Source organism: Peribacillus sp. TE19612, assembly GCF_056279465.1.
Genome location: NZ_JBWCCL010000014.1, coordinates 51,460 through 73,772 on the forward strand (window position 1 = coordinate 51,460; position 22,313 = coordinate 73,772).

The following is a 22,313-nucleotide window of genomic DNA, read 5'->3' on the forward strand; positions in this document are numbered from 1 at the left end:
AATTATAGGAAATATTCTGACTATTTTTTTCGAATATCTTTACTATGTTTTTCATTTTCTTTACTTGTTTTTACAAATGTCTTCTGTAGCGCTTATCGATTCCACGACCTTGAATGATGGCTTAAACAATTCTTTCTCGGGAAGCTCCTGATAATCCCTTTCCATATAGCCTCTTCTCATCTTATTAAAATATTGCTGCCCCTTATATTTGATTTCCGTTAAATCAAGATCGGGGATTATTTGATCCTTCATGACCACCTTTCCATTGATAATCGATAATTTAACGTCCCTCCCGGACCCGCTTGCGAACATGGTTCGAATCGGATCATCGATTACCCCCATATGGAAACCGTCCAAGTCAATCGCGATGATATCCGCCTTGGCTCCCGCGGCGATGCGTCCTAGATCGTCCCTGCCAAGAAAAGCGGCCGCATCAAGTGTGGCTGACCGGAAGAAATCGGCATAGACAGAGCCTTCCGTTTCTCCTGCCGCCAGCCGTGAGAGCATACTGCCTGTCCTGACGTTCTGGAACATATCCGGAGGGAATGTGTCCGTTCCAAGGGCTATATTGATCCCAGCCCGTTTATATTTGGCAAAAGACTCTAACGCCTCCCCATGCCTCCCGATGATCAGCGGGCAATGGATCACCGTTGTATTCGTTTCTGCAAGCAGCGCCAAGTCATCACCCTGGCCATATTTCGCTTTACTGTATCCTGAAATAAAGTGGGCGTGCGGGATCCCTGTTCTTGGACCGAGAAAGCCAAGGTCGTACAAATATCTGATCGGTGTAACATGATGGGCTTCCCAGATGGTGCTGAATTCAAAACTTCCTTGTGCAGCATGAAGCTTTATGGGTACATTCAATTTTCCGCTGTAATATTTAATCTGTTTTAATTGATCGGCCGTTTGAGACTCAATTCGTTCTGGAGCAAGCATCCCCCTGACCATGCCTTCATGGGCTCCATCGAATTTTTCTACAAACTCGACGGCTTTCCGCAACCCCGCTTCACCGGCTCTTTCATCCCAATGCAGTTTGATTTTCCCGTCAGGCTGGACGGCTCTCATTCCTGATTGGAAACTTGGGCCAAGGTAAATCCTTAATCCCAAGCCAGCGGCATGTTCTGCGGCAGCTGCCAATTCATCATAGGTTTCGGCCCAACTTTTATAAAAGACGGAAGTAATGGGCATCGCCGTCGTCACGCCATGTAGTATGAGCTGTGAATAAGCATATAGTGATTTAAACGCTTCTTCTTCCTCGGTCATTAATTCTGGATGTCCGCTTTTTATATAATTCTCCGACCAAAGAAGGTTTTTCTGTCTGTCGGCACCGGCTTCAAAATGTAAAATATCATGGTCAATGTCCCCTAATGCATTTAAATCTATGAACCCGGGACTGATAATCGCATTACCGGCATCCATTACCTCGTCCACTTCTTCTGGATAATTTTTTCCGACATACAAAATCGTGTCTTTTTCATAAACGATCTCCGCGTTTTCCAAAATGACATGATCGCACCCGTCATACCCGATTACATATCTTCCTTTAAGTTTGGTTTTCATCTTATTCCCCTTTCACCATCGCGGCAGCGTCTTCGCGTTCGTCATATCGCTTTTCATCTACATAGGCCCTGGCATGGCCCCAGAAATATTTCGTCGGCTGCATATACTTTTCGAGCCCCGCACGCTTTATCGTTGAAAAGGCCTCCTCATTCGCTTCATCAAGCACTGTACTTTCATGGACCGTCCGTACATTCCTGCCTTCCATGATCAATTTCCCATCCACGATGACATGCTCCACATCATTCGCCACAGCTTGAAATACAAGCCGGTGAACATGCATGAATTCAGGGGTCAGATGAGGCTGATGCAGATTGACCGTAATGACATCCGCTTTTTTCCCGATCTCAAGGGAGCCTATTTCATCATCCCAGCCAATGCATTTTGCAGCATCTATCGTGATCATTTCCAACAGCTTGCCTGGCGGTAAATAATAGTAATCCCTAAGGGCGGCCTGGTGAACGAACTGTGTTTTCCTCATTGCCTGAAACATATCGAAACTTGTCGAAGGGGACGTCCCATCCGTGGAGATCGCTACAGTTGCACCCATCTCCAATAATTCAGTTATCGGGGTACGGGCATGAACCTGGCCAAATCCAGGTGATGCACTGACGTTGGTACCTGTTTCTGCCAGTATTCTTGCCTCATCGAAGGAAATGCCCCGACAGTGCTGTAAATGGACATCCGGACCCAATAGGGCATTTTCCTTATCCTGTATCGCTAAATGAATCATCCCGCCAAAGGCATCAGAGTGAATGCGTGTATTATACTTCCTGGCAATCTCCCTTATTTTCTTCGCTTGATACAGGTCATGGTCAGTCAGCCCATAAAGCCTGTCAGGAGATGTCGGATTGGAGGGATCCACTGATGTAACGATGACAAATGGTGTAATGAAGGCTCTCGTGCGGTCCTCATTTGCATGGTTCAGCGCCTCGATTACCGCTTCCGCCCCCTGTAATACTTCTTCATAGGTAACTTCCTTTACCACTCTCTTTCCGTCGATCCATCGGCTGAATGAATGGGGCCATGGAGGATTGCAAGGACCCGTGCATACCACTTCCCTGATTCCCACTTCGGCGTATGCTTTTGCATGATTGATGGCGAAAATCGGTTCATCGGACCGCGGCATGGATCCTAACACGCTCACCCCAGTCGTCACGCCTGCCTTCAATCTCTCAAGGGCGGATAGCTTTCCTTCGTAATACCAAAAGTCATCTGTAACAAAATGCTTGTACGCATTCGTCATGATCGGCATCCAAAAATCAATATTCTCCATGGCAATCGTTTTGAACATGGAATGTCCCCCATGCCCATGAACATCTATCAATCCGGGCAATATGCACTGATGGCTGCAATCGATGACTTTTACTGCCTCATACTTCCATTTCAGTTTTTCGGTCGAATCTACGGCTAAAATCCTTCCTTGATGTATGGCGACGGCGCCATCTTGCAGAATTCTCCTGTTTTGATCCATGGTAATGACGGTCCCATGGATTAGCAGTAAATCTATCATACTTTCCCCTCCTAATTGAGAAGACAGCATAACATCCTTATGCTGCCTTCCTTTTGTGATGAATTCCTACTTCACGGTTACGTCATCAAGCATTAAATAATTTGCCGGATTCAGCCAAAGCCCTTTAACTGTCCCGCCATATACGGCCAAGTGTTCATAGTTACGGATAGGGACATATGGAACTTCTTCTCTTTCAATTGCCTGTGCCTTCGAATATAGTTCCTTACGTTTATCGCCATCCGATTCTTTACGTGCATTTTCAATCAATTTATCCACTTCCGGATTGCTATAGAATGAACTATTTCCCGCAGCACCTTGGGATTTGCTATTGAAAAGATTGAATTGATTATAATCTCCATCACCGGTAGCATTGCCCCAGCCGCCTATCGATACCTGGTGCTCGCCCTTGGCTGTCGCGTCAATGTAAGCCCCATACTCAAGGACTTGAATCTTGACCTTAATTCCAATTCCTTTTAACTGGGATTGAATCACCTCGGCCATATTGATCCTTTCCTTACGGTCACTCGTCGTCAGGGTAAACTCCAATCCATCCTTGACCCCCGCTTCAGTCAAGAGCTTCTTCGATTCATTAATATCATAGTCATAGCCTTTTATATCCGGATCATAACCAAACACCTTTGGGCTCATTGTTGAATTTGCCCTTGTGCCGACATCGTTATAAACCCCTTTGATGATGGAATCGACCTCGATGGCATGAGCGACCGCCTTACGGACCCTTACATCATCAAAGGGCTTTTTCTTAACATTGAAGCTTAAGTATTCAACGGCAAGTCCCTCCGTGCGATATAAATCCATCGTGCCCGACGCTTCGATCCTTTCAATCTCCGTCACGGGCACTTGATCGGTCACATGCGCTTCACCCGTTTCAATCATCGCAATCCTCGTGGCATCTTCAGGGACCACCTTGAATACCACCCCATCAGTCTTAGGCTTATCCCCCCAATAGTCCTTGTTTTTCGAAAGGGCGATTTCTTCACCAGGCTTCCACGATTTAAAAACGAATGGACCTGTCCCAACGGGGTTTTGCCCGAGTTTGTCACTATTTTCCTTAATCGCTTTAGGGCTGATGATGCTTCCTTCATTACTCACTAAAATCGATAACAGCGGAGCATAAGGATATTTCAGCTTGAATTGTACGGTCGTTTCGTCAATCACTTTAATTTCCTTGATCATTTCCAATTTACCAGCCTGCGGAGAAGCTGTTGCCGGATCCAGTATCCTGTCGAAATTGGTTTTCACCGCTTCGGCATTGAATGGAGCTCCATCATGGAATTTGACTCCCTCCTGCAATTTAAACTCCCACGTGACATCATCCAGTTGTTTCCACTCTTTTGCGAGCAGCGGTTTAGGATCCATGTTCTTGTCAGGAACGACCAATGTTTGATAAACCTTTTCATAAACGACGTTTGCAGATGGAATGTCTGTTATGAAATGGGGGTCAAGTGTGGTCGCGTCAGATAATCGCGCGACGATCAGCGTACCTCCTTCTTGCGCTTTTTCTGCTGTTTCCTTACTGCCGGTTTCTTCTGTTGCACACCCTGATAAAACGGATGAGATGCCTAATAAAGAAGCAAAAAACAACCCAATCATACCTTTTCTCATTCTATTTCCTCCCTTTTCAACCTGCCTTTGTTTCTCCAAGTAACTTACAGCTATGAGTACATCGGGCTTAATGTAAATTATAAAAAAAAACCGAATTTTATATTTTCAGAATCTTTACTCTTTTTTTAATTATCTTTACTGCTTTTGCGCATCATATTTACTTCAATCCTTTTTTTGAATAAATTGAATGAAAGAAAAGGAGGAAATCCAATGAAGCCAGAGGTCGTCATCAATAATACCGAATTGAATGTAAAAGAAAGAAAATTTCCGAAACTAAGACACTGGAAAGCCTTTTATAAAAAATTCAAGCGAAATAAATTGGCATTGGTAGGCGGGTACATCGTACTTTTTTATATTTTATTGGCTATCTTTGCCCCTTTGATCTCACCGCAGGATCCCTATGAAATTGATTTGGTCAACAAACTCCAGCCTCCATCAGCCGAACATTGGATGGGTACGGATGATAAGGGAAGGGATATTTTAAGCAGATTATTATATGGAACACGGCTTTCTTTAACGGTTGGGTTTGTCTCTGTTTTCTTCGGGGCGTTCATTGGCATACTCCTCGGGTTAACAGCTGGTTATTACGGAAAATGGATCGATACCGTCATTATGAGGATTGTCGATGTTCTGCTGGCTTTCCCGGGAATACTGCTTGCCCTTGCGATCATTAGTGCCCTTGGTCCGAGTTTAATCAATGTAATGGTAGCGGTCGGCGTCTTTTCGATACCGATGTTTGCCCGGATTGTACGCGGTTCCACACTGTCAGTCAGGAAGCTGGAATATATCGATGCCATTCGTGCATTGGGAGCGACTGACTTCACGATCATATGCAAGCATATTTTTCCGCATATTCTATCACCGGTCATCGTTCAAGCTACATTACGTCTGGCAACGGCCATTCTGTCGGCAGCCGGATTGTCATTCCTGGGACTGGGAGCCCAGCCGCCCTCACCAGAATGGGGAGCGATGCTGAGCAGCGGACGGGATTATTTGTTCAGTGCCCCACACATCGCTTTGTTTCCTGGGATAGCGATATCAACACTGGTACTTGGTTTCAACATCTTCGGGGACGGACTTAGAGATGCCCTGGATCCAAGAATGAAAAAATAAGGAGGAGAGAAAATGTTCGTATTCATTATCAGACGGGTACTTCAAACGATACCGGTACTACTGGGAGTAAGTCTTGTTGTTTTCCTCATCATGCAAATGGTCCCGGGAGATCCGGCAACACTGCTTGCAGGTGAAGGAGCGACTAAAGAAACGATTGAATCGCTGCGGCATGAGCTTGGCTTGGATCGTCCAATCCTCTATCAGTACGTTGACTATGTCCTTCATGCCGTTCAAGGTGACTTTGGGGAATCACTCCGCAGCAGCCGCCCTGTTTTGGACGAAATCATGGTCCGCTTGCCCATCACCCTTGAACTGGCACTTGCCAGCATATTCATAACCGTTGTGCTTGGAATGATCGCAGGAATCATCTCGGCCACCAAGCAATACTCGGCAGCTGACATTACCATCATGATCGTTGCTTTATTGGGAATCTCGTTACCTAGTTTTTGGCTGGGCCTCATGCTTATCTACTTCTTTTCCGTCAACCTTCATTTGTTTCCGGTTTCAGGTTGGGGAACCTTCAGCCATATGGTTCTCCCAGCCATAACCCTTGGGGCCGGCGGTGCGGCCATCGTTGCCAGGATGACCAGGTCGAGCATGCTTGAAGTCGTTCGCCAGGACTATATCCGGACCGCAAGAGCCAAGGGATTGAAAGAATATATCATCATTTATAAACATGGCCTGAAAAATGCGCTTATCCCCGTCATCACCGTCGTTGGCCTCCAGTTCGGTGCACTCCTCGGCGGCACGGTATTGACAGAATCCGTTTTTGCCATCAATGGACTTGGGAGATTGATAGTCGATGCAATCAGAACGAGGGATTTGCCGATGGTCCAAGGCGGGGTCCTCATCGCTTCCGTCATCTTCGTATTCATGAATTTGGCAGTGGATGTCCTCTATCGATACTTTAACAAAAGAATAGACTTGAACTAAGGAGGTAGGATGATGAAACAGGTTGCTGATAAAATACTGGAGGTAAAAAACCTGCAAACCCACTTTTTCACTGATGAAGGAACGAGTAAAGCAGTCAATGGGATCAGTTTCTCCCTCAATAAAGGGGAAACGCTTGGAATCGTCGGGGAGTCGGGAAGCGGGAAAAGCATAACATCGCTCTCATTGTTAAGGCTCATTCCATCGCCACCCGGCAAGATTGCCGGCGGCAGCATCCTTTTTAAAGGGGAGGATCTGCTTACGAAATCTGAAAAACAGATGCGGTCCATACGCGGGAATGAAATTTCGATGATATTCCAGGAGCCGATGACGTCATTGAATCCCGTATATTCAGCGGGCGAGCAAATTGCGGAAGCGATCCGGCTCCATCAAAAGCTGGGAAAAAAGGAAGCATGGGATAAAGCCGTCGACATGCTTCGGCTCGTCGGGATTCCTTCACCTGAAAAGAGGGCAAAACAGGAGCCGCATGAGCTAAGCGGCGGAATGAGGCAAAGGGTCATGATTGCCATGGCACTTGCCTGCCACCCTGAGGTTTTAATAGCCGATGAACCTACAACAGCACTGGATGTAACGATCCAAGCCCAAATCCTCGAACTGATCAAGACGCTGCAAAAGGACTTCGGGACGGCTGTCATTTTGATTACACATGATTTGGGTGTCGTATACGAGACCTGTGATCGTGTCGCTGTCATGTACGCAGGGAAAATCGTTGAATACACCTTGGCCAAGGAAATATTCACAAACCCAAAACATCCTTACACCATTGGTTTATTGAACTCCCTTCCGCGTCTGGACATGGACCAGGAAGAACTGACTACAATTCCAGGGACCGTTCCAAGTCCTTACAATATGCCCAAGGGATGCAGCTTCGCTCCCCGCTGTGCACATGCGAAGAGCATTTGTGAACAAGCCGTACCGGATCTCCAGGCCATCGGCCCAAGCACAGAGGTCAGCTGCTGGATGTTCACCCCTCAATGGGAGAAGGAATATGACGCTCAAGAGAAGGTGGGGGTTTAATGATGGGTGTACCAGCTGCAGAGAAAAAGGTTCTGCTTAAAGTGGATCAATTGAAGCAATATTTTCCGATCAAGGGAGGATTTTTCGGAAGGACCATCAATCATGTAAAAGCCGTTGATGACATTACCTTCGATATCAAACAGGGTGAAACCTTAAGCATCGTCGGCGAATCCGGCTGCGGAAAATCGACTACCGGAAGGGCCATCCTTCGATTGGATGAACCGACGAGCGGGAGCATTCACTTTCAGGATAAGGATTTACTGAGTTTAGGCAAAAAAGAAATGCGGCGTACCAGGAAGGATCTGCAGGTTATTTTTCAAGACCCCTTTGCCTCCCTTAACCCAAGACAGACGATCGGCAAAATTCTCGGGGAAGCTTTGGCGATCCAAAATGTAGTCCCTAAAGAAAACCGGAAGAGCCGGATTGAAGAATTATTGGGACATGTCGGGCTGAGACCTGAATCCATGGAAAGATACCCGCATGAATTCAGCGGCGGCCAGAGACAGCGGATCGGGATTGCGCGGGCCCTGGCAGTGGATCCCAAATTGATCATATGTGACGAAGCTGTATCTGCACTGGATGTCTCCATTCAAGCGCAAGTGCTGAATTTATTAAAATCCTTGCAGCGCCAGTTCGATCTTACCTTTCTTTTCATTTCACATGATTTAGGTGTGGTCAGGCATATCTCGGATCGGGTGATGGTCATGTATCTCGGAAAGATAGTCGAAATAGCCGATAAAAAGTCCATTTTCGAACAGCCGCAGCATCCATATACAAGGGCATTGCTATCGGCCATCCCAGTACCGGATCCTGTACATGAAAGAGAACGGATCCTATTGACGGGTGATGTCCCGTCACCTATCGACCCGCCAAACGGCTGCCGCTTCCATACACGGTGCCCTTTTGTACAGGATATCTGCAAGACACAGATGCCCGAACTGAAACGATCCGCACAAAACCATCAAGTGGCTTGTCACATTGTGTCATAAGCTGTAGATTTCCCGTGGGGACTTTAGTATGATACTAATAAACAGAATCATTCAAGTTATTTAAAAATATAACCAGCAGAGGTTCTCCATGCTAAGTTACGAGGGATTCACGTTAATTATCATGCTCTTCATTTTAGCTCCCATCATGGGAGCTATCGCTCTTTTATTTCTATTCATATTCGAGAAAAGGATCGATCTTCTTGAAAATAAAAACAAGGAGATCCGCCTGGAGCAAGCACTGCAAGAAGCACAATATAATAAATTGAACCAGCAGATCCAGCCGCACTTTTTGTTTAATACACTGAATGTCATTCTGGGCTTGGCCCGCCTGAACAGGACGGCAGAATTGATACGGGCCTTAGAGGCTTTTTCGCAATTCCTGAAATTCAAGTATAAAGCATCGGAACCATTGATCCCCCTTTCCCAGGAAATCCAGTATACCCAGCATTATCTCGACATCCAGACCCTTCGCTTCGGTGATCGGCTCAAGATTGATATGGAGTGCCCGGAACCGTTATCAACCGCACTGGTCCCCCCCTTCATTCTCCAGACACTGGTGGAGAATTCATTTAAACACGGGTTGGAAAAAAAAGTCGGTGAAGCCCTGCTGCATATCCGGTTCTATCTGGAATCGCAGATGGTGTATCTGGAAGTGGCGGACAATGGATTGTTGGGAAATGAATCTTCCGTTACGGACGAAGGCGGCCATGGCCTTGATAATATCCAAAAACGTTTATATTTTTATTTCAATGACCGTGCACAATTGAATATAGCTTCCAATGAATCGGGAACAAAGGTAGAGGTATCATGGCCACTGGTTTTTGATAGGAAAATGGAGGAGGCGGAGAAATGAATGTATTATTAGTTGATGACGAACCATTGGTCCTTGAACAAATGGAATATATGATTCAGTCCATATACCCTTTTTGGAAATTTCACAAAGCTGCTGATGCCTGTCAGGCACTGACCCTCAATCAAAATCATAAAATCAACCTCGCTTTCCTGGATATTAATCTGCCGGGGCGATCGGGTCTTGAATTTGGTGAAGACTTAAGGGCGCTGAACAAAGATGTCGAAATCATCATGGTGACCGCGCATCAAAGCTTCGATTATGCCCAGCAATCCATCAGGATAGGCGTCGTTGATTATTTAACGAAACCTGTAATAGAAAGTGATTTGCATAAAGTCCTGGCCAAGTATGATAAAAGGGAATCTTCCCATAACTATTCAACCCTAATTCACCATTCGCTTTCATTCATTCATGAAAACTATGCCGAAAAACTCTCCCTTTCGGACATCGCCAGTGAAGTGCATACCAATCCGACTTATTTAAGCAGGAAATTCCATGAAGAAGTCGGCACTTCGTTTTCGGAATATTTAATGCACTATAGAATAAAGGCCGCAAAAAGGACCTTAACCAATAACACCAGCTGGAGCATATCAGACGTCGCTGAAAAATCGGGTTTCAATAGCCAGCATTATTTCAGCACTTTATTCCGGAAGATAGAGGGAATCACGCCCAAGGAGTTCCGCGAGAAAGGAAAATGAACATTGCGATCACGTACATTTCAAGAATACGTACAAGGCCCCATTCAAATCGGGATGGGCTTAGGGATCATCTCCCTCCTGGCACGCTGGGTGACAGGAACCACAATATTATCCTCCCCCGAATCGATGGTGAAGTATGGAGTTTTCGGAGGGATCGGATACGCCCTGATGGGAGCGATCGCCCTGTTCATGTTCAGCTTCATCGGGAAGAGGGTCCGGCAGGATTTCCCCGTGGGCTTGACCATGGGGGACTATTTGAAAGCAAGGCTAAATCCGCTAGGATATTGGATATTGATCGTGATTCTGGTCATAACCAATCTACACATTCTATTCATTCAGGGAATGGCCGCGTCCACCCTATGTCAGTTTCTTTTCGATACCCCGCTCTATGTCGGGCTGTTCTTTTTTTTCGCTTTCTGTGTCCTTTATGCTGGATTCGGCGGGTTAAAGCTCATTCATGGATTCGCCGCTTTTCAGGTCATTTCCATGTTTGCCGCAGTTATCTTGATTCCTTTATACTTTTTCGTCAAGGAAGGGATTCAGCCAGTTTATGATGGGATTCGTTTATACCATCCATACATGCTCGTAATCAATAAGTATGATCTTTGGAGTTTTCTTTTTGCAGGACTCCTTGTCGGGTTCGGCCAGTTTTTCTTTGACCTGACTTCGTGGCAGCGATTATTCATGATAGAGATGAAAAAGGTTCGATTGACATTCTCTTTATCAGGCCTTATATGGATCATATTCCCGCTCTCCTTTTCATCCCTGTTCATCATGGTAATCTTTACGGGCGGCTTCACTGATATACACTCGATTCTGGCTGGATTGGCAAATAAAATAACGACACCATTCTTTTTCATCCTTTTTGTGCTCTGCGCGTTCAGTGCAATCACCTCAACATTCGGTGCCTGCCTGCATTCATTGGTAAGCCTGATCGTAGCCAATATCCTTGAACCATTACAAACAAAAAAAAGCGACCAGCAAAAAATAAGGATGGCCTGCCTGCTTTCGATCTGTATTGGAGGATTGGTTTTCGTTGCTACACTCTTCTATTCTCCAAACCTATTGGAGCTCTTATTTTATTCAGGCAATATATACTCGGCATTGCTGGCTCCGATCCTGGTTATCGTATTCAGTAAAGGAAAAGTCGCTGATTACATACCGATAAGCGCGGTCCTGGCGATTGTGGCTTCATACATCATCCAGCCTCATGTAAGCGAATTCCAAAGCATATGGTTCAGCGGTTTGGTTTCATTGACGATCCTAGTGATTTGTACGATCCTTACCCTCATCAAGAACAAATGGAGGATCGTGAAAACAAAACTATGAATACGGCCAACCCCATTCATTATGCATGAATGGGGTTCTTCTTTAATCTCGTAAAAACTTAGCTAGTCACCTTCCTGAAATACCGATAAACCTTTTCTAGCTTTTGGGTTTGTTTCCCCTTTGGGCTTTCCATATTCCCGAATTCGAAAAACTTCACTTTCTTGATTCCGACAAAATTGAATAGTGCTCTTTTCATCAATATTTTATGCGCATCATTCAACCAGAGAAGCGGATACTTTGCAGGTCCCTTCATCGTGGACACACATACGACCGACTTTCCTTTCAAAAGGCCTTCCGGGAACAAGCCCTTTTTGTCCCTGTAGGCAAAATTCGCAGAAAATAATTGATCGATGTATCCCATCAGCATGGCCGGTGGCCTCCCCCACCAGATCGGATAGACAAAGACAATTTTGTCGGCCCAAGTAATTTGATTTCTATATTTTTCAAGCTGAGGATCACGATGCATATCACGCCTTCGTTTATGCTCATTGAACTCCAAGAGCGGATTGAAGCCCTCTTCATATAAATCCAAGACCTGCAGCCCCTTTATGTTCGGGTTCTCCTTACTTCCCTTGACGACTTTTTCTAAAAAAGCATGGCTTAGGCTTTTATGATTTGGATATGTGTAGATGACCAGCATGTTCATGACGTACCCCCTATTTACTTATCATTTGATAACAATCATATAACACCATCTTTTTTGTTGTCAAATGATAATTGTATTTTGATAATATTTTTGATATCTTCTCAGTAAGAGGTGAAAGTTATGGACAAAAAAGCTCTTTTTGAAAAAATGGTCACATTTACAACTTCCGTACATCAAGTGACACATGAATTGACACAAAACGCCAAATCCGATTCCATCACGCCGGTACAATATAAAATTCTTGAATATATAACCGTCAGTCAGCCTGTCACACCAAGTGAAATCAGTGACTGTCATCATATCTCCATGCCTAACACGAGCCGTGAACTGAAAAAATTAAGCGAAAAGAATTTAATTGATAAAATAAGTGATTCGGAAGATAGACGGAAACAATACATCCGCCTCTCCAAAGAAGGGGAAATGATGATGAACGAGGCTTTTGCAATCGTGGAATCCCGTTTCCAAAGCCGACTGCAACATGCATCAAAGGAAGATTTAGCGGAGATTGACCGTGCCCTGGACATTCTTCAAACAAAACTTTTTTACTGATGAACACAAAAAGGGCTCCCGCAATTGAAGTTGACGAAGAATCGACTTCAATCGCGGGAGCTCTTACATTATCTCCATGCATGTTTTATGATCAGGTACCGCAAAAAGTCCGATAAGGTCTTGTTGACTCAGGCAGTGCGGCGTATTCTGCTTGTTTTTCGCAGTGTGCATAAGGATTTGCAAGAACATCCAACAGCCGTTCCATCACGCTGTAGTCCTCTTGTTCCACTGCCGCCTCCAACGCCTCTTCCACCCGGTGGTTCCGCGGAATCACTGCAGGATTGCTGTTCTGCATCAACTGATTCGAAGACTCTTTCGATTCCTTCTGCCTCCCTAGCCTCGCCTGCCAAAGCTCCTGCCACTGGGCGAATTCCGGTGTCCCGAAAAGGACCGTATCCTCCTTTTTATCAAAGGTCAGAGCCCGGAAAGTATTGGTATAGTCGGCACCATGCTTCTTCATCATACTGAGGATGCCATTAATAAGGGCTTCATCCTGAGTCTCTTCGTTGAATATCCCCAGTTTCGCCCTCATTCCCGCTAACCAATTGGAGTGATACAGATCATTAAAAACGGAAATCTTATCTTGGGCCAGTGTAACGGCCTGATCCTCGTCATCATGCAACAGCGGCAATAGGGATTCAGCGAATCGTGCAAGATTCCACCCCCCAATTACCGGCTGGTTACCATAGGCATAGCGGCCTTGCCTATCAATTGAACTGAATACGGTTGCAGGGTCATAGGCATCCATGAAGGCGCAAGGGCCATAATCGATGGTTTCCCCGCTGATCGTCATGTTGTCGGTGTTCATCACTCCATGAATGAAGCCGACCAGCTGCCATTGGGCAATGAGCTCAGCCTGACGCTTGACCACTTCCTGCAGCAGCGAAAGATAACGGCTTTCATCTGCTGCAATGTCTGGAAAATGACGCTCAATGGCATAGTCGGCAAGTGTCCGAAGCTCCTCGATCGTACCCCATTTTGCAGCGAATTGAAAAGTTCCGACACGAAGATGACTCGAAGCCACACGGGTCATGATCGCACCAGGCAGCCCGGTTTCACGGATCACCGTTTCACCGGTCGTCACCACTGCCAGACTTCGGGTGGTAGGAATGCCGAGCCCGTGCATCGCCTCGCTGATGATGTATTCGCGCAGCATCGGTCCAAGTGCAGCCCGGCCATCGCCACCGCGGGAATATGGCGTTCTTCCTGGACCCTTCAGCTGGATATCGACCCTCCCGCCTTCTGGCAACACCTGCTCGCCAAGCAATATCGCCCGGCCGTCCCCTAACATGTTAAAATGACCGAATTGATGGCCCGCATATGCTTGGGCAAGCGGCGAAGCACCTTCCGGGATCTCGTTTCCGGCAAACACCGCCACACCATCCTCACTATTCAGCGACTTCACATCCAAACCAAGAGAATCCGCCAAACTCTCATTGAGAATGATCAACTCCGGTGAACGCACAGGAGTCGGGTTCGTGCTTGTGAAAAACTTTTCCGGAAGACGCGCATAGCTATTGTCTAAATTCCATCCTGTTTCATTAGTCATGGTTTCTCCTTTTCTTATTTTGACTTTTTTATAAAAGATATTTCGCTCAAGATTCAGTTAAAACACGCGATAAAACTAAGTTGCAGTCCATTTTTTAATGTCTGCTTCTAACAATTAATTATACCTTTTTTGCATAAAAATGGCTCTTTTAAAGTCGTGTTAAATCCATGACGCCCCAGGATTTCATAAAACGATTGCGGTTCTTAGAATGAAAGAAAGCAGGTACCCTTAATGGGTTCCTGCTTCTTTTCCTAAAAATACCTTTGTCGATCATCGTTCCGTTTTGCGATGGTGATACGGTTTACGGTCCCGTACGGAATCGGTTCAAGATTTAAGGTTCTGCTCTATTGATTTTTAAATTGCATCATGGTTCCCGCTATTTAGTTCTATTTTTATGATTCCTTCTCCGGATATTGATTCAAATGAACGAATTGTATCTCCTTTTATTTTTTCAGAGAAAACCTTTTTCCCCGTTGAATCTATTATTATATATTCTGATTCACTGCCAGTTTGATCTATGGAAATTGTATTTTTTTCTTTTAAAGCAGTTTTCATTTCTAGCGTTTTCTTTTTATGAATATAGCCAGAGACACTCATATCAGCCACTGATTCTTTCGAGTTTTTAATATAGGATGTATTAATTTCAAGTCCATCAGGTTTCATTTTTCCTGAATCCGTATAAACATTCATTAAGATTAGTCCAAACAGCAAGGATCCTATTAGCACTATTAATTTTTTCATAATTAAAATCTCCTATCTCATTTTTCCAATCATGATATGAATACTCACTTTAGTGGCCTCGATCAATATTACTACTATTACAGCTGATATAGGTATATTTTATTATAAAAAAACTATTTTTTATGATAAAAATAAAAATTATATGCCAATGGTTATAATTTCACCTTGAAACATTATGCATCAAACAAGCCTGCCATTGATTCGGCAGGCTTGTTTCTTCTCTTCTTATTGGTTCCGTCCTCCACCCATTCAAAGGTAGTCTTAATTCAGTAAAGTCAGGCTGATAAAGGCAATGCCAAATATACAGTACAGAATGAGGGTAAAGGGCTCGGGAAAAATAATATATACGATCATACTAATGATCATCAGCAGGATGCTGAAGGCATTTATCCTATCTCTCCACATACTCACCTTTGGTCAACTCCTTTTCCACAAGCGTAAGGTATATTTTCATCGCAAACTTCTTCCGGTGCTGCCTGGCCGGCTTTGAGGAAGCACTTCTCCCACAGTCAAAGCGAACATCAGCAAAAATTGAGTTTCTTCTTCATCCTTCGTTCCTCTTTGTTATAATGGCTGTGTGCCTAATTTGGATTTTTTTTATAAGTAAGCGACTGATAATTTATAATTATAAAATTGAACCCACTAAACAGCCATGTAGCCAAAATGATAAATTCATGAAAATAATTTAAATTTTCAGATTTTTTAAGGGGTATGAAGTGAATGATCTATAAAACTTTCAAGGTTGTATTGAGGACCATGCACAAAGGCCAAACCGAGGAATTCGCCTATGTATATGAAGGGAAAAGCCTGCTGATCGGCCGGGCAAGCCAGCACTCCAAAGCTGATTTCAGGCTTTACAATGACTTTGTTTCCAGGGAACATTGCCGGATTTATATGGAGGAAGGGCAGCTCCTCATTGAGGATTTGGCAAGTAAACACGGCACCTCCGTGAACCAGATGCCGCTCGTACCGGGCAATCCATGTCACATTGAACCGGGGGATTCGATTGCTTTGGTCAATGGATTGATTGAATTCATAATCTCCATCGACAACGATTTAACAATGGATTTCACGCCGGTGAACCCCGAATTCCTGCAAACCGTCGCTATCAATGAGCACCTTCAGACCGTGATCATCAATGAAGAAGCACCCATTAAAATGCCGACCAAGGAATTCAATTGCTTTAAACTGCTATATGAAAATTTGGACAACCTAATTTCAAAGGAAGAAATTGTCCAGCAAGTCTGGCCAGAGCGAGTCGGAGATCCCGAGCAAATTGTGACGGCAGAGGAAATCGCTTCACTTCTATACCGCGTGCGGAAACGGTTAAATGGGCACTTTGCCATAAAAGCCGTCATTCAAAAGGGGTATTATATGGAATCCATCCATTCATTCAATTTATCGGACTTATCATGACAATCATTCGAAAACATGAAAAAAGCATTGTGGATAACAATGCTTTTTTTCATGCTTATATTGGAGATGGCAAGTGTATATGTCCACGGTCCATTATCATTTCTTTGGTAAATCCAGATTAGTGAATTCATCGACTGGAACGATGTCTTCTTCCATATCCATCACCTTCAGCACAACCCGGTCTCCTACATTCGTCAACACCACATCAGATAGCGCATTGACACCTGGGTCCACCGAGAACCTCTTGGCATTGCCTTCGACGATTAAATGGAATACGTATCCATTCGAGAGATTGGCATCATTGATCCTCATTACCTTCCCCTTTATTTCTTTCATCTCAAATCCTTTTTGAGGCGTCACACCGTTTACTTTCCCTAAAGAGGCAATCAGCTTTTTATAATTGCGGAAAGCTTCGTCTTTCGTTTTCCCAAAGACCACTTGGGGATTATCGCTATTGGCGTAAACGATCGCCACACCTTGGAACTTGCTGCCCTTTGTAACCGGAATCACATATGTGGGAGCACCGTAAATCGTATAGAAAATTCCATTAGTGGCTTTCCAGCCTGGATATTTGGACAAAAACTCACTCGCATTGGCATTGGATTTTGCTTCCTTTCCGGTCAGAACGGACGTGACGCCTTTGTAGTACGTCATTTCACCGGTTTTGGCATTGAAAACACCATAACCTACAAGGGTTTTGGAGTTGCCTTTTGATTTAGCCCGGGTAAAGTCCACTACATAAATCAATTCGCCTTTTTCGTTAAACGTAACCTGCATATTATCCTCATTAGGAATCAGGACATCTTTCTTCGGCCCAATCAGGGACTGGTTTTTCCAACCGTGAATATATTTTCCCCAGTAAGTCCAATATTCCAGGGCTGTTTCCAATGTGAATGTCCGATCTACCCATTTAGGTTCTTTTCCTTTTGGATAGTATTTCGTGTCCCCCGTTTCCGGATTCACCAATACCACCCCGTCCACCACGGGACCGCTGCGGTATTTCAAATAATGTCCGACTGAAGCTACGAAGAAGGGCTTTCCATCTTCATTCGGTTCCAAATATGAATCATGGATGATTTTATTCGGATATGCCTTGCGGATGGTCCTTTCCAAATCATGATCAAGGTACTGTGATGGAGCATACAGCATCTTCCCTTTGACAGTACTTGCCCCTTTATCCGTCGATACGGCGGAAATCAGATTATAACCTGGCGTGTATTCCGCTTTCCCGGCTTTTAAAAACCCGTCCATTTCAATGGGTGATGTATAAGCCAATTCATCATTGATATTGGTCAGACGGTATTCTCCTTCAGTGAAATATGAAGCATTTTCTATTTTATTAATCGCCGCATCGCCTTTTGCGTCAGCCATTTTCACTGTAACGAGCGGCATGGTTTTTATATCTTGAACTTCTTCCAGCTCTTTTTTCTTATCGACCTTCGCCAATCCATGCAGCTCTGCGGCAAAAGTGAGCGGGTAAAGCAGCATGATGACCCATGCGGCAATCAACACGACACCCATCAAACTGTTGAAATGTACGTTCCAAGGTGTTTTTGGCTGCTTTGCCGCTTCATTTCCCCTCCGATTCCGTCGGGTGCTTGAAGATTCACTGGCACTGTACATATACATTCTTGAATCGATGATGAGAATGAGCCCAAGAATAATGGCAAAACTCGAAAAGAATGCTGCGGCAGTAAGATCCAGCAGCATGATATCGATAACGAAAAACAATACGGAAGCAGAAACTAAAAGTCTCAGTCCTTGTTCTATGAAAAAAGGTATATCTTTTTTGGTGATGGCGTTTGTCCATCTCTGCGGAATCAAGGAAAGCCCCAATATGGCAAATGGTATTTTCATTAAAATTCCTTTTAAGATGAAACCGAGTAGTGAAAGTATCATGGTTTGAAAAATCTCTCCTTGTCATGCATGTTCCTATTTACCCATTTTACCACTTTTGTGCAACTATTTTACTATTTTTTAAATCTAGCGAAATTACGTCAAAAACTATTTACTCCAACGATGCTACTTTTACCGATTCAATGTTTATATAGACTTTAGAAAAGAATGGATGCCAAAGGGGGAGAAGCCTTATGATTTATGAAGAAACATACCAATACCTATTAAGAAATGTATCCTCCACTGAATTCGATACGTGTTTGTACGCCTTGCTCCACAGTGATTGGGACGGGGTCATTCAGAGCCCGCTTCATATGATGGCCCGGGGAGTCGGAACGACAGAAAAGTACTTAAGGCAGATCATCCATAAATTCACCGCACCAAAAGGATCACTAAAAAAAGTGTTTGTGCCTGTTCATCAAGGTGATGATGTTTTGTACAAGTTTAACCTTGGTCCTGCAAGTAATCTTGGCTATAACAGGAACACGGACCGTTATTGCAAAAAGTACCGTTTCTTTTATAGCGCTGCTTTCAAAGCCTTAACGATTCATGGAAAACGGCTGCTGCTTATGGGTGCCTTCCGAATGTCCGTTTTGAAGTCTGAAGAAGTCCTGTTCGATTATCATGAAATCGTTCCTGATTCCAACTCGCCATTCACAAGGCAGCGCTTATTGGATGCAGTCGCTGCAATCCATGACGCTTTAGGCCATATCGTGACGATTTCTTTTGCGAGCAGGGCTTTTTCAAAAAAAGAAATTCTGGTATTCACCTTTACCGAAGGCGTCTTAGAGGAGTATAAGGAAAATAGGGCGGAACGGACATTGTTGCGGAGAACGATTTTTAACTCTGGCTACCTTGGGCATATCAATGATTCTGTATGCAGGGAATTGGAACGGGTCGGCAAATATATTTTCCGTTCATTTCTGCAAGAAGCGACGAACATCTCCCATGATATCCAAAAGGAACTGCAGAAGTTAGCCCGTTTCATCTATTCTCATTCCCTTAAGAAATTTGGCCAGGCTCTACCCGCCAATAAGCAGTTGCTTCTTGCCCCAAAACAAGCCTCTGCTTATTTAAGCAAAATCATGTACAATGAAGCATTGGAACAAATGGTCAAGTATGCCCACCAGTCAGAATCCATCAAAAGCCTGCTTGAACGCGACCATTTTCATAGAAACATCTCTGAGAAAGCTTTCCGCAGGGAAGTGAATGATTTGGAAATGGATGAACATATCGAGCCCATTCTCCGTAAATACCATCAAGCGGACTTCATCCGCCATGTGCTGAACGACTGGTGCGAAACATGGCTCATTTCCCGTGTAAAGACAGTGACCGATGAATTCCGGGCGGAAGGAAAAAGGAAAAGTACCGATGATAAACGGGTCGCGGCCGAATATATGGCCCGAATAAGAAACGATACATATGACCAGTTGGACAGGCTGTTGACCTTGCTTCTCCAATTCGGCAATCATGCAGTGGCACCGGACGTCAGGAACTTCCCTCTCACAAAGAAAAAGGAAACCCTCCAATCCTATTTCGCGATCCAAAAGGAGCGTCTCGATGTTCTCTCCATTTCCTCTTAAAATCACACGGTTTTAATATGTTTTCCAAGAGAACGGATCCGTTCTCTTTTTTTTGCTTGTAACAAATGCCGATTGTGAATTGCAGAATGACGATTGTGGTTTGGTGATGGCGCACTGTGGATTTCTCCTCTGAATTCGTGTGTTGCATATGGCTCTTGTGGATAAGGGGACTTGGGCAGCAAGTTGTTTTGACGGCAGGCCATAACCTGTAAGGGCAGGGGCATTTATTATGGAGTTATTCCAAGGGTCTAAGAATCGGTCTAAATAAAGGACCTGAAAAAGGTTTTAATCATCAGTATGAATAAGGGGTTGAATCTCGGCAGACAAAAAGAAACAGGCCCCCATTTAGAATGGAAAGCCCTCATGATTTGCTATGGTATTAATAATAGTTTCCCCGAACTTTTCCGGCTTTCAAGAAGCCGATGTGCATCCGCCCCATTTTCTAACGAAAAAAGAGTCGGTTCTTTGATGTCGATTTCCCCTGACAGAATCCATTGGAACAGCTCTGCTGTCCTTCTTGTCCGTTCTTCATGGGTAGTCAGGACGTTCCATAGGTCTCCGCCTATCAATGCCTTGGATGTATCCATTAACATCCTGGGATCGATTTTCTCAGGATCACCGCCTGCCATCCCAAAGAATACGACGGTTCCTCCAGTCTTGGTCGCACGAAAACTATCCATCAAGGTTTGGCCCACTGATTCATAGACGACATCAACGCCATTACCGCCAGTGACATCCTTAATGGACTCCACCCAGTCCGATCCGTAAAGGAAAACATGATCCGCCCCCATTTGTTTGGCAACAGCCGCTTTATCATTCGATGAGGTCAAGCCAATGACCTGACCGCCCTTCATCCTGATCATCTGTGTCAGTAATTGACCGACTCCGCCTGCAGCGGCATGGACCAGAATGGTTTCCCCTTCTTTAACTCGATGGCTGTCATGCGTTAAATATTGGGCAGTCAATCCTTGAAGTAAAACGGAAGCGGCCGTTTCAAAGGAAATGCCCTCAGGCAGAGGCAACAGCTTATCAGCTGGAACTGAAACCAGCTCTGCATTGGCATGGGGAACATCAGCGAACCCGACACGGTCTCCTGCTTTCACATGATGGACATCTTCCCCGGCATATTCGATGACCCCTGCCCCTTCATACCCTAGAATGAAGGGGGGATCACCCACCAAATGATAATTCCCTTTCCTTCTATATACATCAGCAAAATTCAATCCAATTGCTTTCATTCGAACGATCACGGCTGATTTTGAACGTTCAGGTTCTGCAATTTCCCTTACAGACAGAACTTCCGGACCGCCGAAATCATCAAAGACAAGTGCTTTCATCATCCTAACTCCCTTCACTGCTTCTTTCTTTAAGATATAGGATGGACCCTTTGATGGCAAGAAACACAAAAGACCGCCCTGCCCATTAAAGGCAGGAGCGGTCACTACGTTTACTCAATCTGTATTGGAACCAGGACCGTTCTTTCGTTTATTTGCAGAATATTCCTTACCGTGTGCTTCATGTTCTGCAATGATATCCGCTTTCGGTATATGGTTATTCTTTTTTGGTGAAGCGATGCGGTTGCGATGTTTTTTTCCCATGATCTATCTCCCCTTCATCCAATGTTTTTTTATATTGAACTAATGTTAGCTTGTCCGATTACCACCGAAAATACCGGCAAAATAAACACTTCATAATAAAGGAAAAACCTTTGTGGGGACCGAATAGATAGAAAACTGATTTATGAGGAGGGAAAAAAATGTTTCCTGAATTGAACACGGAAAGGTTGCGCTTACGGGAAATTCGTGAAAGTGATGCGGAAGCTCTTTTCCAATGCTTATCAAAAGATGAAGTCACCCGCTTTTATGGACAGGATTCATTGGAGAATGTCGAACAAGCCAAGGATATTGTAGCAGCCTTTGCGAAAAACTATCATGAAAAACGAGCCGTTCGATGGGGAATTGAAAGAAAAGATACACAGGAATTGATTGGCACCATCGGTTTTCATGCCCACAGTCCCAAATACAGGCGGGCGGAAATCGGTTATGAAATCCATCCAGCACATTGGCGCAAAGGATTTGCGTCAGAAGCGCTTAAGGAAGCTATCGCCTACGGTTTCACCGACCTTGATTTAACCCGTATCGGCGCGGTCGTTTTTCTGGAAAATCAGCCATCAAGTGAGCTCTTGCTTAAGCTGGGTTTCATCCAGGAAGGAGTATTAAGGAGTTATATTTACCAAAACGGGATTCCTCATGATACATATGTCTATTCCTTGCTGAAGTGAAACCTTTGGAAG

At 44.6% G+C, this 22,313-nt stretch carries 20 protein-coding genes; 11 read left to right on the plus strand and 9 right to left on the minus strand.

The genetic code is table 11. From position 1 onward, the window contains the following. Positions 1-60 precede the first annotated feature (60 nt). The 3 genes from ACZ9AO_RS21685 to ACZ9AO_RS21695 form a co-directional block, all read right to left on the minus strand. Positions 61-1,560 carry a chlorohydrolase family protein gene (locus tag ACZ9AO_RS21685; RefSeq protein ID WP_476110366.1) on the minus strand — a complete coding sequence of 500 codons (1,500 nt, stop codon included), beginning with the start codon at positions 1,558-1,560 and terminating at the stop codon, positions 61-63. Between the two features lies 1 nt (position 1,561). Further along, positions 1,562-3,070, minus strand: a complete 1,509-nt coding sequence (locus ACZ9AO_RS21690) for an amidohydrolase family protein (protein WP_251544212.1) — start codon at positions 3,068-3,070, stop codon at positions 1,562-1,564. Between the two features lie 66 nt (positions 3,071-3,136). Continuing rightward, on the minus strand, positions 3,137-4,693 hold the full coding sequence (locus ACZ9AO_RS21695) for a glutathione ABC transporter substrate-binding protein (RefSeq protein WP_476110369.1): 1,557 nt from the start codon (positions 4,691-4,693) through the stop codon (positions 3,137-3,139). A gap of 210 nt (positions 4,694-4,903) precedes the next feature. Between ACZ9AO_RS21695 and nikC the strand changes: the two genes are divergently transcribed. From nikC to ACZ9AO_RS21730, 7 genes are all read left to right on the plus strand, one after another. Next, positions 4,904-5,806 (plus strand): nickel transporter permease, encoded by a 903-nt coding sequence (gene nikC, locus ACZ9AO_RS21700; protein ID WP_476110371.1) that lies wholly within the window; start codon positions 4,904-4,906, stop codon positions 5,804-5,806. Between the two features lie 12 nt (positions 5,807-5,818). Further along, the gene (nikB, locus tag ACZ9AO_RS21705; protein ID WP_241591365.1) at positions 5,819-6,739 is read left to right on the plus strand and encodes a nickel ABC transporter permease; all 921 of its coding nucleotides are present in this window, start codon (positions 5,819-5,821) and stop codon (positions 6,737-6,739) included. Positions 6,740-6,751: 12 nt separating this feature from the next. Beyond that, positions 6,752-7,774 (plus strand): ABC transporter ATP-binding protein, encoded by a 1,023-nt coding sequence (locus ACZ9AO_RS21710; protein ID WP_063594781.1) that lies wholly within the window; start codon positions 6,752-6,754, stop codon positions 7,772-7,774. After that, the gene (locus ACZ9AO_RS21715) at positions 7,774-8,763 is read left to right on the plus strand and encodes an ABC transporter ATP-binding protein (RefSeq protein WP_476110373.1); all 990 of its coding nucleotides are present in this window, start codon (positions 7,774-7,776) and stop codon (positions 8,761-8,763) included. Before ACZ9AO_RS21710 ends, ACZ9AO_RS21715 begins: the two co-directional genes overlap by 1 nt. Positions 8,764-8,851: 88 nt before the next feature. After that, positions 8,852-9,616, plus strand: a complete 765-nt coding sequence (locus ACZ9AO_RS21720) for a sensor histidine kinase (RefSeq protein ID WP_476110375.1) — start codon at positions 8,852-8,854, stop codon at positions 9,614-9,616. After that, positions 9,613-10,311, plus strand: a complete 699-nt coding sequence (locus tag ACZ9AO_RS21725) for a response regulator transcription factor (RefSeq protein WP_251544204.1) — start codon at positions 9,613-9,615, stop codon at positions 10,309-10,311. Before ACZ9AO_RS21720 ends, ACZ9AO_RS21725 begins: the two co-directional genes overlap by 4 nt. Before the next feature lie 3 nt (positions 10,312-10,314). After that, the gene (locus tag ACZ9AO_RS21730; protein ID WP_476110378.1) at positions 10,315-11,640 is read left to right on the plus strand and encodes a sodium:solute symporter family transporter; all 1,326 of its coding nucleotides are present in this window, start codon (positions 10,315-10,317) and stop codon (positions 11,638-11,640) included. A 58-nt stretch (positions 11,641-11,698) separates the two neighbouring features. Here the strand turns inward: ACZ9AO_RS21730 and ACZ9AO_RS21735 are convergent, their stop codons facing one another. Beyond that, positions 11,699-12,286, minus strand: coding sequence for an NAD(P)H-dependent oxidoreductase (locus ACZ9AO_RS21735; RefSeq protein ID WP_476110379.1), 588 nt, complete (start codon positions 12,284-12,286; stop codon positions 11,699-11,701). 120 nt (positions 12,287-12,406) lie between these two features. On the opposite strand from ACZ9AO_RS21735, the gene ACZ9AO_RS21740 reads away from it, so the two are divergent. Beyond that, on the plus strand, positions 12,407-12,835 hold the full coding sequence (locus ACZ9AO_RS21740) for a MarR family winged helix-turn-helix transcriptional regulator (protein WP_251544197.1): 429 nt from the start codon (positions 12,407-12,409) through the stop codon (positions 12,833-12,835). A 91-nt stretch (positions 12,836-12,926) separates the two neighbouring features. On the opposite strand, the gene ACZ9AO_RS21745 is transcribed toward ACZ9AO_RS21740, so the two are convergent. Next, entirely contained in the window at positions 12,927-14,384 is a 1,458-nt protein-coding gene (locus ACZ9AO_RS21745) for a protein adenylyltransferase SelO (RefSeq protein WP_476110381.1), read from the minus strand. Positions 14,385-14,738: 354 nt separating this feature from the next. Then, entirely contained in the window at positions 14,739-15,125 is a 387-nt protein-coding gene (locus tag ACZ9AO_RS21750) for a hypothetical protein (protein ID WP_476110383.1), read from the minus strand. A gap of 720 nt (positions 15,126-15,845) precedes the next feature. Here ACZ9AO_RS21750 and ACZ9AO_RS21755 point away from each other — a divergent pair. Continuing rightward, on the plus strand, positions 15,846-16,541 hold the full coding sequence (locus ACZ9AO_RS21755) for an FHA domain-containing protein (protein WP_144528787.1): 696 nt from the start codon (positions 15,846-15,848) through the stop codon (positions 16,539-16,541). 96 nt (positions 16,542-16,637) lie between these two features. Here the strand turns inward: ACZ9AO_RS21755 and ACZ9AO_RS21760 are convergent, their stop codons facing one another. Further along, entirely contained in the window at positions 16,638-18,440 is a 1,803-nt protein-coding gene (locus ACZ9AO_RS21760; protein ID WP_476110385.1) for a hypothetical protein, read from the minus strand. A 191-nt stretch (positions 18,441-18,631) separates the two neighbouring features. Between ACZ9AO_RS21760 and ACZ9AO_RS21765 the strand changes: the two genes are divergently transcribed. Further along, positions 18,632-20,020: a hypothetical protein gene (locus ACZ9AO_RS21765; protein ID WP_476110387.1), complete on the plus strand. Its 1,389-nt coding sequence runs from the start codon at positions 18,632-18,634 to the stop codon at positions 20,018-20,020. 371 nt (positions 20,021-20,391) lie between these two features. On the opposite strand, the gene ACZ9AO_RS21770 is transcribed toward ACZ9AO_RS21765, so the two are convergent. Beyond that, positions 20,392-21,357, minus strand: coding sequence for a quinone oxidoreductase family protein (locus tag ACZ9AO_RS21770; protein ID WP_251544220.1), 966 nt, complete (start codon positions 21,355-21,357; stop codon positions 20,392-20,394). Between the two features lie 114 nt (positions 21,358-21,471). Further along, positions 21,472-21,618 (minus strand): hypothetical protein, encoded by a 147-nt coding sequence (locus tag ACZ9AO_RS21775; RefSeq protein ID WP_100298038.1) that lies wholly within the window; start codon positions 21,616-21,618, stop codon positions 21,472-21,474. 158 nt (positions 21,619-21,776) lie between these two features. Between ACZ9AO_RS21775 and ACZ9AO_RS21780 the strand changes: the two genes are divergently transcribed. Then, complete coding sequence (locus ACZ9AO_RS21780) at positions 21,777-22,301, plus strand: GNAT family N-acetyltransferase (protein ID WP_251544187.1); 525 nt, start codon at positions 21,777-21,779, stop codon at positions 22,299-22,301. Positions 22,302-22,313: the final 12 nt, after the last annotated feature.